Annotated in this window: 10 protein-coding genes and 1 pseudogene; 3 read left to right on the top strand and 8 right to left on the bottom strand. The window is 73.4% G+C overall.

Features of this window, described 5'->3' with window-relative positions; genetic code table 11:
- Positions 1–383: 383 nt before the first annotated feature.
- Positions 384–1796, top strand: a complete 1413-nt coding sequence (locus ACZ6ZR_RS12820) for a PepSY-associated TM helix domain-containing protein (protein WP_465642113.1) — start codon at positions 384–386, stop codon at positions 1794–1796.
- A gap of 229 nt (positions 1797–2025) precedes the next feature.
- Here ACZ6ZR_RS12820 and ACZ6ZR_RS12815 read toward each other — a convergent pair whose 3' ends face one another.
- Both ACZ6ZR_RS12815 and ACZ6ZR_RS12810 read right to left on the bottom strand, forming a co-directional pair.
- Positions 2026–2835, bottom strand: a complete 810-nt coding sequence (locus ACZ6ZR_RS12815) for a CbtA family protein (protein WP_465642112.1) — start codon at positions 2833–2835, stop codon at positions 2026–2028.
- Positions 2836–2851: 16 nt separating this feature from the next.
- Positions 2852–3064, bottom strand: a complete 213-nt coding sequence (locus ACZ6ZR_RS12810; protein WP_465642111.1) for a CbtB domain-containing protein — start codon at positions 3062–3064, stop codon at positions 2852–2854.
- Between the two features lie 296 nt (positions 3065–3360).
- Between ACZ6ZR_RS12810 and ACZ6ZR_RS12805 the strand changes: the two genes are divergently transcribed.
- The gene (locus tag ACZ6ZR_RS12805) at positions 3361–3957 is read left to right on the top strand and encodes a histidine phosphatase family protein (RefSeq protein ID WP_465642110.1); all 597 of its coding nucleotides are present in this window, start codon (positions 3361–3363) and stop codon (positions 3955–3957) included.
- Positions 3958–3965: 8 nt separating this feature from the next.
- Here the strand turns inward: ACZ6ZR_RS12805 and ACZ6ZR_RS12800 are convergent, their stop codons facing one another.
- The 6 genes and pseudogenes from ACZ6ZR_RS12800 to ACZ6ZR_RS12775 form a co-directional block, all read right to left on the bottom strand.
- Positions 3966–4175 carry a DUF4287 domain-containing protein gene (locus ACZ6ZR_RS12800; protein WP_465642109.1) on the bottom strand — a complete coding sequence of 70 codons (210 nt, stop codon included), beginning with the start codon at positions 4173–4175 and terminating at the stop codon, positions 3966–3968.
- Positions 4176–4320: 145 nt separating this feature from the next.
- Positions 4321–4968: a DUF305 domain-containing protein gene (locus ACZ6ZR_RS12795; protein ID WP_465642108.1), complete on the bottom strand. Its 648-nt coding sequence runs from the start codon at positions 4966–4968 to the stop codon at positions 4321–4323.
- A 57-nt stretch (positions 4969–5025) separates the two neighbouring features.
- Positions 5026–5391: a DUF6153 family protein gene (locus tag ACZ6ZR_RS12790; protein ID WP_465642107.1), complete on the bottom strand. Its 366-nt coding sequence runs from the start codon at positions 5389–5391 to the stop codon at positions 5026–5028.
- 193 nt (positions 5392–5584) lie between these two features.
- Positions 5585–6061 (bottom strand): annotated as a pseudogene (locus tag ACZ6ZR_RS12785) (DUF4396 domain-containing protein); the annotation flags it as partial.
- A 186-nt stretch (positions 6062–6247) separates the two neighbouring features.
- Entirely contained in the window at positions 6248–6667 is a 420-nt protein-coding gene (locus tag ACZ6ZR_RS12780) for a hypothetical protein (protein ID WP_465642106.1), read from the bottom strand.
- A gap of 32 nt (positions 6668–6699) precedes the next feature.
- Positions 6700–9801 carry a putative bifunctional diguanylate cyclase/phosphodiesterase gene (locus tag ACZ6ZR_RS12775; RefSeq protein WP_465642105.1) on the bottom strand — a complete coding sequence of 1034 codons (3102 nt, stop codon included), beginning with the start codon at positions 9799–9801 and terminating at the stop codon, positions 6700–6702.
- A gap of 73 nt (positions 9802–9874) precedes the next feature.
- Between ACZ6ZR_RS12775 and ACZ6ZR_RS12770 the strand changes: the two genes are divergently transcribed.
- Positions 9875–13192: an amino acid adenylation domain-containing protein gene (locus tag ACZ6ZR_RS12770; RefSeq protein WP_465642104.1), complete on the top strand. Its 3318-nt coding sequence runs from the start codon at positions 9875–9877 to the stop codon at positions 13190–13192.
- The last annotated feature ends 2 nt before the right edge of the window (positions 13193–13194 follow it).

The raw sequence follows: 13194 nt of genomic DNA, 5'->3' as shown, positions 1-13194 counted from the left end.
GGCATGCCTCAGCTGATGCCCACACCAGGGTGGTAACGGATGGGCAAAACCCTCCCTCCGGACACTCCGTCAGGTCCCCTGGGGTACCCGAACGATCCGCCCGGCGCCCTGCCGGTCCACCCGCGGGCGCGCTGACCTGTGACGTTCACTGCAGTCCCACGCGCTTCCGGTACGCACTGCCGCACCAGAAAACCGACCGAGCGTCCCGTTATGACGCAGCACGGGTCCGGTTCATGGGCAGGTCTCCCGCCCCGGTGCGATCCTTCCGGCGTGCACACCGGCCGGACCCGCACTCCGCCGTGACGTGCCCTCAGGCCGCCCCGGTGTCCGCCGCTGCGCACTGCCCGTGCCACGTCACCTCCGAGCCGGAGAGAGCTGCCTCCATGCTGTCCGACATCGAAGCACCGCCCGCCGCCGCGGCGACGCCGCCGCCCTCGAGACCGCCCTTCTGGGTCGGCCTGCGCCCGCTCCTGCTGCGCCTGCACTTCTACGCCGGCGTCCTGATAGCGCCCTTCCTGCTGGTCGCCGCCTGCACCGGCGTCCTGTACGGAGCCTCCTACCAGATCGAGAAGGTCCTCTACTCCGACCAACTGACGGTCTCCCAGGTCGGCAGCGCGCCGCGGCCGCTCTCCGAGCAGGTGGCCGCCGCCACCGCCGCCCACCCCGAGGGCAAGCTCGCCGTGGTCCGCACCTACGAGGACCGCGAGGCCACCACCCAGGTGCTGCTCAACTCGCCGAACGTGGCCGAGGGCAACCGGCTGGCCGTCTTCGTCGACCCGTACACCGCCAAGGTCCAAGGCACGATGGAGAGTTACGGCTCCACCGGGGCCCTGCCGCTGCGCGCCACGCTCGACAAGCTGCACACCAGCCTGCTGCTCGGCGAGACCGGCCGGCTCTACAGCGAGCTGGCCGCCAGCTGGCTCTGGGTCGTGGTGCTCGGCGGGGTGGCGCTCTGGATCGGCCGCCGCCGCAAGCGCTACCTGCGGCCGGGCGCGGCGGCGGGGGTGACGGGACGCCGTCGCACCCTCTCCTGGCACGGCGCGGTCGGCCTCTGGGCGGCGATCGGCCTGCTCGGCCTCTCCGCCACCGGACTGACCTGGTCCACCTACGCGGGCGCCAACGTCGAGGACCTGCGCACCTCGCTCAGCTGGTCCACCCCCGCGCTCTCCACCACCGTCGGCGCCGAGCACGCCGGGCACCAGGCGGCGGGCTCCGGTGACGCGGGCTCCTCCGCCGGCTCCGGTGACGCGGCCGCGCCCGCCTCGGTCGGCCTGGACCAGGTGCTGACCACCGCCCAGGGCGCCGGGCTGAACGGCCCGTTGGAGATCACGCCGCCCGCGAAGGCCGGCAAGGCCTACACGGTCAAGGAGATCGACCGTCAGGTGCCCGACCGCCTGGACCAGATCGCGGTCGACCCCGTCTCCGGGCACATCACCGCCCGGCTGGACTTCGCCGACTACCCGCTGGCCGCCAAGCTCACCCGCTACGGCATCGACCTCCACATGGGCCTCGCCTTCGGCCTGGTCAACCAGATCGTGCTGGTCGCCCTCGGCCTCGCGGTGATCACCCTGATCCTGCTGGGCTACCGGATGTGGTGGCAGCGCCGCCCGGCCGGCGGCCTGATGGGCCGCCCCTACGCCCGGGGCGCCTGGCGGCAGAACCCGGTCGCCGCGGTGGTGCTCGTCCTGCTGGCGATCCCGATCGGCTGGTTCGTCCCGCTGTTCGGCCTCTCCCTGCTGGCCTTCCTGGTCATCGACCTGCTGCTCGGCCTGCGTCGCGGAGCGAACGCCGCCTGACCCCGCCCCACCCCACCCCCGCCGGGCGGCTGACCCAGAGTCAGCCGCCCGGCGGAGTCCTGCCCTCGGAGCATGACGGACTTCCTGGTGGTCGCCACCGACGCACGAGAGCGAGCCACAGGCCCGGGAGCCAGCCGGCACGGTGGTCCGGGGCCGGACGTGCCTCGGGGCCTGCCGACGGTCGCGCGTGCGGCAGGCCCCGAGGGGTGGTGCGGGTGGTGCGGGTGGCTCAGGCGGCCGGGACGGCTGCCGCGGCCGGGGCGGCCGGGGCCTGACGGGGTGCCAGGAGGCGCTCCGCCAGCTGGCCGAAGACCAGCCCGAAGGCGGTCCACAGGACGGCCTGGATGCCGAGGGTGGCGACCCGGAACTTCCAGAGCACGGCGGCCGGGAAGGTCTCCTTGATCGCGTCGCCGTTGCCCGGCAGGAGGACGAACGCCAGGGTGACGAGCACCGCGAAGGCGAGGCCGGCCACCACCGAGGCGTTCCAGTTGCCCAGCCTCGGCGCCAGACGGCGGCCCAGGATCAGGGCCGCCACCCCGAGCAGCACGCTCAGCAGCACCATCAGGAAGAACAGCGTGGTGCGCTTCCCGATGGTGTCCGGGTTGCCGACCGCAGGCGGCGTCGCCGGGTACTTGAGGAACGGCACCAGGTAGACGGTGGTGAAGGCCGCCGCCGACACCAGGGCGGCGGACGCCCTGGGCGAGAAGCGGCCGATCCGGCCGAGCGCGAAGCTGTACACCAGAGCGGCGATACCGCCGAGCGCGACCCCGTAGACCAGGACACCGGTGGCCAGTCCGGCGGTCGACTGCAGCGACCGGCTGACCAGCTCCTCTTCCTCCTCGGCGGCCGGAGCCGCCGGGGCGGCGGCGTCGCCACCGCCGTGGACGTGCTGCGGTGCCGAGGCGGCGCTCTCCTGGGCGATCGACTGGTCGACCGGCCCCTCCCCCACGAAGAAGGCGAAGGCGAAGGCGATCACTCCGGCGAGCAGGCCCGCGAGCATGCCGCGGACCAGGAGGTTTCTGACAGTTGAGGCAGGCATGTTACGTGGCGCTCCGTCAGTGGCAGGGGAAGCCGAGCAGGTGGCGGGCGTCGTGCACCCACTCGTGCACACCGGCACCGGAGAAGACGGAGGTGGCGCCCTGCTCGGCGCCCACGAAGTAGAGCGCGACGAGCATCAGGGTGCCGACGAACGCCGCCCAGGGCAGGATCGCCCGAACGGGAAGGCTCCCGGCCACCTCGGTGGCGGGGGAGACGATGGCCTGTGCCATGGCAGGACCTCCTTGGGGGAACTCGCGTCCCGGTTGTTGGAGCTCGAACGACGGCCATCGGGTCTGACTCACCGCCAACTCCCGCACCTAGGTGGGTCGCTGTCGGCATACAGTGGCGCGACCGTGCCGGTTTCCCACCGGCTTCCGTCCTGCCGTCGTCATGTCGCTGCGAACCGTACCGCCATTCGGGTGCGGCGGCCAAGGGAGTGCGGGACGGCGCGGGCGTCGGCGAAATGCGCCGCTCCGATCGCGATCCCGCGTCGGGGGACGGCAGTTGGACAGAACGGGAGTGACGGGTGACCACGCGGGTGACGTTCATCTCACCGGCCATCGGTGCCGAGCTGCGGGCCGCGGCCTTCGAGGACGGCGCAGGTCTCGACCCGTCCGGACGGGCCCGGGCGGCCGAGGCGGGGGCCCGGCTCCGAACCGACCGTCACTCCGTCAACTTCCGCACCGGCGTGCACTCCCCGACCGCCCGCTGCCGGGAGACCGCCGAGGCGCTCGGCCTCCCGGCCACCGCCGAGCCCGCCCTGGCGGCCTGGTCGATGGGCCGCTGGCGCGGCCGCACCCTGGAGGAGCTGACAACCACCGAACCGGCCGCCCTCGCCCAGTGGCTGGCCGACCCGGAGGCCGCCCCGCACGGCGGCGAACCGCTCACCGCCCTCTGCGCGCGGATGGCCGCCTGGCTCGACGCGCTGGCCGATGCCCACCCCGACGGCCGCGTCCTGGCCGTCGCCGAACCCGAGCTGGTGCGCGCCGCCGCCCTGCACGCCCTCGGCGCCCCGCCGGCCTCCTTCTGGCGGATCGACGTCCCCCCGCTCACCGCCACCGAACTGACCGGCCGCACCGGGCGCTGGAACCTCCGCTGCGGACGCCCGCTCGAACTCCTCTGACCCGTCGGCTACTTGCCCTCGGCGAGGGTGGCGGCGACCAGGGCGTTGGCGTGGCCGTGGCCGAGACCGTGCTCGGACTTCAGCCAGGCGACCAGCTCCATGTGCTTGGTCAGCGGGGAGCTTCGGATCAGCTCCTGCCACTCGGCGACCGGGCGGCCGTACTTCTTCTCGATGGAGGGGAAGTAGCTGGCGGGGCCCTTCACGGTGTTCTCGGCCATGGTGGTGTTCCTGTCTTCTCGTGCCGTACGCGATCCGCGTTCTCATGAGTCATGACCGCCGGACGGTCCCGGACTCATCGGCCCGATCGTATGACCCGCGTCACACCGGGCGGGGCGCCGACACCGACGCCCCGCCCTCCTGGGATCAGCCCTTCGCGAGCAGCCCGTTCATGGTCGCGATCTCGGCGCTCTGGCCGCTGATCACGGCCCCGGCCAGCTCCTTCGCCGGGCTGTACACGCCCTTCGCCCGCTCCTCCTCGGCCATCGTGACCGCACCGGCGTGGTGAGCCACCATCAGCTTCAGGAAGGCCCGGTCGAAGGCCGCCCCGGTGGCGTCCTTCAACGAGGCCATCTCGGCCTCGGTCATCATGCCGCCCGCCCCGGCACCGTGGCCGGCGTGACCGCCGCCCGCCTGCGGCACCTGCTCGCCCCAGGTGGTCAGCCAGCCGGACATGGTGGCGATCTCCGGGTCCTGCGCCGTGCGGATCCGCTCGGCGAGCTGCTTCACCTCCGGCGCGGCGGCCCGGGTGCCGGCCAGCTCGGCCATCTCCAGCGCCTGCCGGTGGTGCGGGATCATCCCCTGCGCGAAGGCCAGGTCGGTCGCGTTGTACGGCTTCGCGGAGGCGGCCGCCGGAGCGGTCGGCGAGGCCGTGGCCGAGACGCCTGCGTGGCCGCCCGCGTGCCCGGAGCCACTGCCGCTGCCGCCGCCGCTGTCGCAGGCGGTCAGCAGCAGACCACCCGCGAGGAGCGCGGCGGTGGCGAGCGAGGTACGACGGATCAGCTTGCTGTTCATGGGTGTTGGTTCTCCTGCGGTCGGATCGATCGGGTTGGCTGGGTCGACCCGCCGCCCCTATCTGCGCAGGACCTGCAGCTCCGCCAGGCCGGGCGGCGCCCGGCCGCCCTCCGGCCGACTACCTGTCAACCCGCCCGCCAGGCGGGCCTCCCGGGCCACCGACCCGAGCGGCGACACCCCGGGCGACGGCGGGACGAACGGCGCGGCCACCGCCCCCGCCAGGCACATCGGCCCGGCGTGCAGGTCGTGCCCACCGCCGCCCTGGGGAGCCTCGTGCCGCCCGTGGTGCTCCTCCCCCGTCGTCGCGACCACCGCCGGGGCGGGCACCGCGCCGAGACCGTGCATGCCGAGCACCCCGAGCAGCGCGACCAGGACGAGCAGCACCCTCACGGGGGCTCGGCGGCGGCGGGGCTCGGGGTGCACGGTGGTGTCCTTACTGGTGCTGGTAGGCCGGGTGTCAGTGGTGCTGGTGGTGCTGGTGCCCCTCGTGGCCTTCATGGCCCGCGTGGCCCTCGTGACCGTGATGACCCTCGTGACCGTGATGCCCCTCGTGGGCTTCGTACCCTTCGTGACCCGCGTGCCCTTCGTGGCCGGCGTGACCCTCGTGGCCGCCGCCGTGGTAGGCGTGCACCACCGCGTGGCCCTTGCCGCGGGCGATCAGCCAGCGGTTCACCGGGACGGTCAGCAGGAAGGCCACCACCAGGGAGATCGCCAGTGAGATCCAGAACAGCACGCTGTCCAGACCCGCGTCCATCGCCCCCGGCACCCCGACCATGACCGAGTTGTCCACGATCTCCATCACGACGATCGAGACGGTGTCGGCCGCCAGCGCGACCTTCAGCGCGCTGCCCAGGTCGAGCCCGGCCTTCAGGACTCCCCGCATGGTGAGCGCGTAGCCGAAGACGAAGGCCAGGGCGATCGAGATGACCACGGTCGCACCGTTGTGGAGCCCGAAGGCGGTTCCGATGATCATGCCGAGCACCTCGCCGATGGCGCAGCCGGTGAGGCAGTGCAGGGTCGCCTGCGCCGCGCCCCGCCAACTACCGCCGCCGGCCTGGTGCCCGTGGTGCATGTGGTGCTGGTGCTGGTTCATGAGCTCTCCCCGTGCTCTCGTTCGCCCTCTCGGACGATGGCTAAGTTATACCCCCGGGGGGTATCTGGCAATCAGTGTTCCGGAGCTCCGGTACGTGCGGACATCGCGGGACGGCACGCGGGCACGGCGGAGCAGGGCGCGACCCGCCCAGCGTCCAGAGGTGGAACGCCGCGCGGGTGGGCCCTGCTAGATCCGCAGTCTGCCGGGTGAGGGTCCGTCAGCCGGTGGTGGCCTGGCCTCGGCCCGTTCGACCGCGCCGACGGCGTGGCGGAGCCCGTCCGGCTCCGGCAGGGCGAGGGTCACGGCGGCGCCCGGTGCGGGCAGGTCGACCCCCTGGTCCGGCTGTCCGGACAGGCAGGCGTGCATGCCGTGCCCGTCCTCGGAGGAGTCGGAGCCGCCGCCCTCGTGGTGGCCGGGGTCGTGGCCGCCGGTGTCACCGTGGCCGTGGGCCTGGACGACCACTCCGGCCAGGTGGTGGCCCGAGGGGCCCTCGGCGCCCAGGCCGTGCGAGAGCGCGACGGTGAGGACCAGGAGCAGCGCCGCCCACCAGCCCACCGCGTCGCCGCGGCGACGGCCGTGGCTCGGTGACTGGCTGGGCGCTGGCATGGCCGCGATCCTAGCCGACGGCCCCATCGGGCTCAGGGGGTTCCGGAGCCCGTCAGCGACCGGTAGTCGGCGCCCTCGCGCACCAGGGACTCGACCCGCTCCGGCTCCATCGGGCGGTCGAAGAGGTAGCCCTGGCCGAGCGGGCAGCCCATCTTGACCAGCAGCTCGCGCTGGCGGGCGGTCTCGATGCCCTCGGCGATCACCCGCACGCCCAGGGTCTCGGCGATCCTGGTGATGCCCTCCACCAGGGCGTACTGCTGCGGGGAGCCGTCCAGGCCGTCGATGAAGGACTTGTCGATCTTCAGGATGGTGATCGGGAACTCGCGGAGGTAGCTGAGCGAGGAGTACCCGGTGCCGAAGTCGTCGATGGCGAGGCGGACGCCGAGTTCGCTGAGCGCCATGAGGTCCGCGCGGACCCGGTCGTCCCGGCGCATCAGCACACTCTCCGTCAACTCGAGGACCAGCGAGCCCGGCGCCATGCCGACCTGGTCGAGGGTCTCCCGGACCACGTCGACGAAGCCCGGGTCGCGGAACTGACGGGCCGAGACGTTGACGCTGATGTACCGATCGCCGCGGCCACCCGACCCCACCGGCCCGGCCGGCCACCAGTGGGCCGCCTCGGCGGTGGCCCGGCGGAGCACCCAGGCGCCCAGCGGGACGATCTGCCCGCTCTCCTCGGCCAGCGTGATGAACTGCTCCGGCGGCACCAGCCCGCGCTTCTCGTGCGGCCAGCGCACCAGTGCCTCGAAGCCCTCCAGACCGCCGGTGTCGAGCGCCACGATCGGCTGGTAGAGCAGGTTGAAGGCGGACCCGGCGACGGCGCTGTGCAGGCTCTCCTGGAGCTCGTGGCGTTCGAGCATGCCCTCCTGGAGGGACGGCTGGAAGCGCCGCCACTGCCGCTTGCCGGCCGCCTTCGCCGCGTACATCGCCAGGTCGGCGTGGGTGAGCAGCTCGGCCGAGTCGCCGCTGTCCTCGGTGGTGGCCACCCCCAGGCTGATCGAGACGTTCAGCGGGCCGCCGCTGAGCCGGAACGGCTCGTCGAAGGCGCGGATCACGTGCTCGGCGAAGCCCTCCGCGTCGGCGGGGCTGAGGGCGTCCTCCAGCAGGACCGCGAACTCGTCGCCGCCCAGCCGGGCGGCGGTGTCGGAGGCCCGGGCCATGGTGGCCAGCCGGAGCGAGACGGCGACCAGGAGTTCGTCGCCGACGCTGTGGCCCATGGTGTCGTTGACCACCTTGAAGTCGTCGATGTCGATCAGCAGCACCCCGGCGGCCCGGCCGCCGCGCTCGCCGCGCCGGAAGGCCTGGGTGACCCGGTCGTGGAAGAGCACCCGGTTGGCCAGGCCGGTGAGCGAGTCGTGGAAGGCACGGTGGCTCAGCTCCCGCTCCAGCTGGCGCTGTTCGGTGACGTCCCGCAGGGTCAGCACCAGGCCGGCCACGGTCGGGTCGGCCCGCAGGTCGCTGTGCCGGACCTCGACCTCGATCTGCACGCCGTCGTGGCGCAGCATCCGCCAGTGCTCCTGGCGCTCGCGCGCGCTCGGGCCGCGCATCTTCTCCAGCGCGCCGACCACCGCGAGCGCCTCCTCGGAGGGCACCAGGGCGACGATCGGGGAGCCCACCAGGCCGGGGTGGCCGAGCACCCGGTCGGCCGAGGTGGAGGCGTACCGGACCCGGTCGTCCTCGTCGAGGATCAGGATCACGTCGGAGGCGTTCTGCACCAGGCTGCGGAAGTAGGCCTCGCTGTTGCGGCGGTTGACCTCCTGGCTCAGGGTGATCCGCTCCAGGGCCAGCGCGGCCTGCGAGGTGAGTGCGCCGAGGGTGTCGGTGAGGGCGGTCAGCTCCTGCTCGGCGCCGCCGACGATCAGGACGCCGATCAGCGGGTCGCCGGTCGGGCGGTCCTGGAGGGCGAGCGGGCAGACCAGCGCGTGCGGGGCGCCCGCCAGCTCCCGGGAGAGTTCGGCGCCGAGGTCGGCGGCCCGGCACTGGTGGGTGCGTTTGGTGGCGGCCAACAGGTGGACGGCGCGCGGTACTTGGAGCAGCGGCCAGTCGCCGTCCCGGCCGTGGGCGAGCTGGAACCGGACCCGGCCGTGGTCGCTCAGCCCGAGCAGCACCCGGCGGCGCGGCTCGGCCGGGGGCAGCGCGGCCCCTGCGGCCCGCAGTGCCACCGTGACCTCCTCCACCCGGGTGGCGGCGGCCAGTGAGCTGACCGCCACCCTCAGCACCCGCTCGCGGGCCACCGCCTCCCGGTGGGTGGAGACCACCAGGGCCAGGCGGGCCAGCACCAGCAGGTAGAGCAGGGCGGAGAAAGCGGCCACCACACCGACGTTGCTGATGTCCCCGGCGAAGGCGTCCACCAGCAGGATCGACGGGGCGACCAGCGCGGCGGAGGTGAGCAGCACGATCCGGCCGCGGGCCACGTCGGGGGTGCGGGCGCGCAGTGCGGGCCTGGTCATGGTGACCATCGAGGGGTGCAGCGCGGCCACGCCCCAGGCGGTGTAGAAGGCGGCCCAGCCGAGGTCGACGGGCGTGCCGATCCGCCACATGCCGTGCAGCTGGATCAGGCCGAAGGCGATGTCGGAGACGAGCATCCCGAGGGTGCCGACGGTGAGCAGCCGCAGCGACCAGCTGCGCGGCCCGTGCGGCACCAGCAGCCGCAGCAACAGGGCCAGCACCAGGATGTCGCCGAGCGGGTAGGCGATCGAGAACGCCTTCTGAGTCCACGTCAGTTCGGAGTTCTGCGCGGAGGGCAGCACCAGGTAGATCCAGAGCAGCAGCGCGAACCCGGCGGTGATGGTGAGCGCGTCGAGCAGGCTGCCGCGGTCGCGGCCGGCGCTGCGGCGGCGGACGAAGACCAGCAGCCCGGCCGCGTAGAGCGGGTAGGTGAGGAGGTAGAACCCGTCCGCGATGGAGGGGAACGGGTTGACCAGGTGGAGCAGTTCGGTCTGCACGACCTCGGCGACCTCGCCGGCGGTGAAGGAGAGGTTGGCCGCCGCGAGCAGGTACCACGGGAGCGGGTGCGGCGGGCGGTTGCGGACCGTGCCGAGCACGATGGCCACCACGCCGCTCAGGCCGATGCCCGTCCACCAGATGATCCGCTGGTCCGGATGCGCGTAGTACATCGACACCAGGAGCGTCATCCAGCCGAGAAGGAAGAGCGCCGGGTACGGCCAACGCCATCTTGTCATCGCGGCCTCTGGGCACGGAGAACGAATGGAATTCCCGACCAGGATACCTGACAGGTTATTTGACGGCGTATATTCGGAATCAGATCACCGGGGGGCTCCGGAGCACACCGGGAGGGCCAAGGTGGCAGACCGTGAAATGCGGGTGACGGTGGTCAACGACCATGGGCAGTACGCCCTCTGGCCCCTGCCGTCGGAGCTCCCGCGAGGTTGGCGGGCGGCGGGCCCCCCTGGGCCGCCGGAGGAGTGCGCGGCGCGGGTGGACGCGAGCTGGACGGATATCCGGCCGAATTCACCGGCCGGGCCCGGCGTGCGAACGGTACCGGAACTCGTCGCGGACCGCGCGCGGGAAATGCCGGACCATCCGGCGGTGATTTCGGAACACGGATCGCTCGGTTACGGGGAGTTGGACCGCCGGGCCGATCTGCTGGCCGCCAGGCTGCTCGGGCACGGACACGGACACGCCCTCGCGGCCGGTCACGGCCCCGGAGCGCAGCCGCTGGTGACGGTCTGTCATGACCGCAGCCCGAACCTGGTGGTCGCGCTGCTGGCCGTGCTGCGGGCCGGGGCGGCCTTCCTGCCGCTGGACCCGGGGCTCCCCCGGCACCGGCTGGCCCGGCTGATCGAGGACTCGGGCTCCGCCGTGGTGCTCACCGACTCGGCGCACACCTGGCTGGCCGACCACACCCTCGCGGTGGACGGCCCCGAGGAGGAGACCCCGACGGTGCTCCCCGAACTGCCGCCGCCGGCGCCGGACGATCCGGCGTACCTGATCTACACCTCCGGCTCCAGCGGCGCCCCGAAGGGGGTGATGGTCAGTCACCGCTCACTGGCCACCGTGCTCGCCGGGCTGGTCGAGGCGTACGGGCTGACGCCCGCGGACCGGGTGTTCCAGCTCGCCGCGCTCGGCTTCGACACCTCGCTGGAGCAGTTGTTCGCGCCGCTCACCGCCGGGGCCACCGTGGTGCTGGCGGACCGCCGGGGCTGCGCGCCGAGCGAGCTCTGGGGGCGGCTGGCCGCCCACCGGATCACGGTGACCGACCTGACGCCCGCGTACTGGCACCAGTACCAGAACGCCATCGAGCGGGACGGCCTGCGTCCGCCCGGGCTGCGGCTGATGATCGTCGGCGGCGAGGCGGTCGCGGCCGAGGACTGCCGCCGCTGGTTCCGGCTCCGGCCCGGGGTGCGGCTGGTGAACGCGTACGGCCTGACCGAGACCACAATCACCTCCACGCTCTGCGAGCTCTCCCCCGCCGTGCTGACCGGGCCGGAGGACGCCCCGGTGCCGATCGGGCGGCCGGTGGCCGGTGCCACCGTGCACCTGCTGGACGAGCGGCTGCGGCCCGTCCCGGACGGGGAGACCGGGCAGCTGTACATCGGCGGGGCCGGGGTGGCGATCGGGCTCTGGCACCAGCCGGGGCGGACCGCCGAGCTCTTCCTGCCCGATCCGTTCTCGGCCACCCCCGGGGCCCGGATGTACCGGACCGGGGACCTCGGGCGGCGGCGTGCCGACGGCGAGCTGGAGTACCTCGGCCGGCTGGACCGGCAGGTGAAGATCCGCGGCTACCGGGTGGACCCGGCCGAGCTGGAGGCGGCGCTGGCCGCCCACCCGGCGGTCGACCAGGCGGTGGCGGTGCCCGAGGACGGCGCGCTGGCCGCCTTCTACACCACTCGCGCGCCGGTGACCGGCCAGGAGCTGCGCGCGCACCTGACCGAGCGGCTCCCCCGCTACATGCTCCCGCCCCGGCTGGCCGAGCTGGCCGAGCTGCCGCTGGACCACAACGGGAAGCTGGACCGCCGCGGCCTGCTGCTCTCCGCCCCGCCACTGGCCGGCACCGATGCGGACCGGAGCTCGATGCTCGGCACCGGCGTGGCCGAACTCTGGTCCAGGATCCTGCAGTTGGAGCAGGTCGGCCCGGACGACGACTTCTTCGTGATCGGCGGTGACTCGCTGCTGGCCACCGAGATGCTGGCCCGGGCCCGGATCATGTTCGGCATCGGTGTCAGCCAACTCCGCTCGCTCACCCGGGCGTTGCTCCAGGAGCCGACGCTGGCCGCGTTCACCCGGCACACCCAGGCCGCCCGGGCCGGGACGCTGGCCTCCGGGGACCGGCCGACCGACTTCGCCGCCGAGGCGGTGCTCGGCGTCCCGGTCCGCCTCGACGGCGGGCCGCCGCCCGACTGGCGCCACCCGCGCGAAATCCTGCTCACCGGCGCCACCGGCTTCTGCGGCATCCACCTGCTGGACGAGCTGCTGACCACCACCGACGCCCGGGTGCACTGCCTGCTGCGCGGGAACGACCCGCAGGCCGCGCTGGCCCGGCTGCGGGCGGCCGGGCTGCGGCACCTGCTGCGCGATCCGCTGAACGGGCCGCAGGCGGCCCGGGTGGTGCCGGTGCTCGGTGACCTCGGGCAGCCGCTGCTCGGGCTGACCGAGCGGGAGTTCGGCGAGCTGGGCGACACCATGGACCTGGTGGTCAACTGCGGCGCCCGGGTCAACTTCATCTATCCGTACGGCGAGTTGAGCGCCGCCAACGTGGCCGGGGTGCGCGAGCTGGTCCGCCTCGCCGGGTGGTCGCGCGGGGTCCCGCTGCACCACGTCTCCAGCATGTCGGTGCTGGCCGGGTACGGAGCGGCCGGGGTGCGGCAGGTCGGCGAGCGCACCCCGCTCGGCTTCCCCGAGCACCTCTCGGTCGGCTACGCCGAGACCAAGTGGGTCGCCGAGGAGCTGCTCCGGCAGGCCGCCGAGGCCGGACTCCCGGTCGTGGTGCACCGGTTGAACGACGTGACCGGCGCCCAGGACACCGGGGTGATGAACCCCGGCACCGAGATGTGCGCGCTGATCCGGCTGTTCGCCGACGCGGGGTGCGCCCCCGACGTCGACCTGCCGCTGGACTTCCTCCCCGCCGACTGCTTCGCCCGCGCCCTGGTCCACCTGGCCACCCACCAGGAGGCCGCCGGCCAGGCGTACCACCTCACCACCGACCCCGGGCACCCGATGATCGGCGAACTCGCCGCCCGGCTGCGGGCCTTCGGCTACCCGGTGGAGGAGCTCCCCTACCTGGAATGGGTCAGCCGCTACGCCGAGTACGCCGCCGGGCACCCGACCCACCCGGCCACGCCGTTCGTGCCGCTGTTCGTGGACCGCTGCGCAGGACGGCCCGAACTGACCGTCAGCGAGATGTACTTCCAACGCACCTTCCCCCGCTTCGGGCGCGAGCAGCTGGTCGCCGGGCTGGCCGGCAGCGGGATCACCTTCCCGCCGGTGGACGCGGCCCTGCTGGACCGCTACCTCAAGCACCTGATCGGGTCCGGCTTCCTGGCGCCGCCGACGGCCGGTGGGTGAAG

The organism is Kitasatospora sp. NPDC088742 (assembly GCF_055584905.1).
This window is presented reverse-complemented; position numbering and strand designations above follow the sequence as displayed.

What these genes read in the sequence shown, in the direction of transcription:
- ACZ6ZR_RS12820 (WP_465642113.1), top strand. Translation starts at nt 384, where the DNA reads ATGCTGTCCGACATCGAAGCACCGCCCGCCGCCGCGGCGACGCCGCCG.
- ACZ6ZR_RS12815 (WP_465642112.1), bottom strand. Translation starts at nt 2,835, where the DNA reads ATGCCTGCCTCAACTGTCAGAAACCTCCTGGTCCGCGGCATGCTCGCG.
- ACZ6ZR_RS12810 (WP_465642111.1), bottom strand. Translation starts at nt 3,064, where the DNA reads ATGGCACAGGCCATCGTCTCCCCCGCCACCGAGGTGGCCGGGAGCCTT.
- ACZ6ZR_RS12800 (WP_465642109.1), bottom strand. Translation starts at nt 4,175, where the DNA reads ATGGCCGAGAACACCGTGAAGGGCCCCGCCAGCTACTTCCCCTCCATC.
- ACZ6ZR_RS12795 (WP_465642108.1), bottom strand. Translation starts at nt 4,968, where the DNA reads ATGAACAGCAAGCTGATCCGTCGTACCTCGCTCGCCACCGCCGCGCTC.
- ACZ6ZR_RS12780 (WP_465642106.1), bottom strand. Translation starts at nt 6,667, where the DNA reads ATGCCAGCGCCCAGCCAGTCACCGAGCCACGGCCGTCGCCGCGGCGAC.
- ACZ6ZR_RS12775 (WP_465642105.1), bottom strand. Translation starts at nt 9,801, where the DNA reads ATGACGCTCCTGGTGTCGATGTACTACGCGCATCCGGACCAGCGGATC.
- ACZ6ZR_RS12770 (WP_465642104.1), top strand. Translation starts at nt 9,875, where the DNA reads ATGGAATTCCCGACCAGGATACCTGACAGGTTATTTGACGGCGTATAT.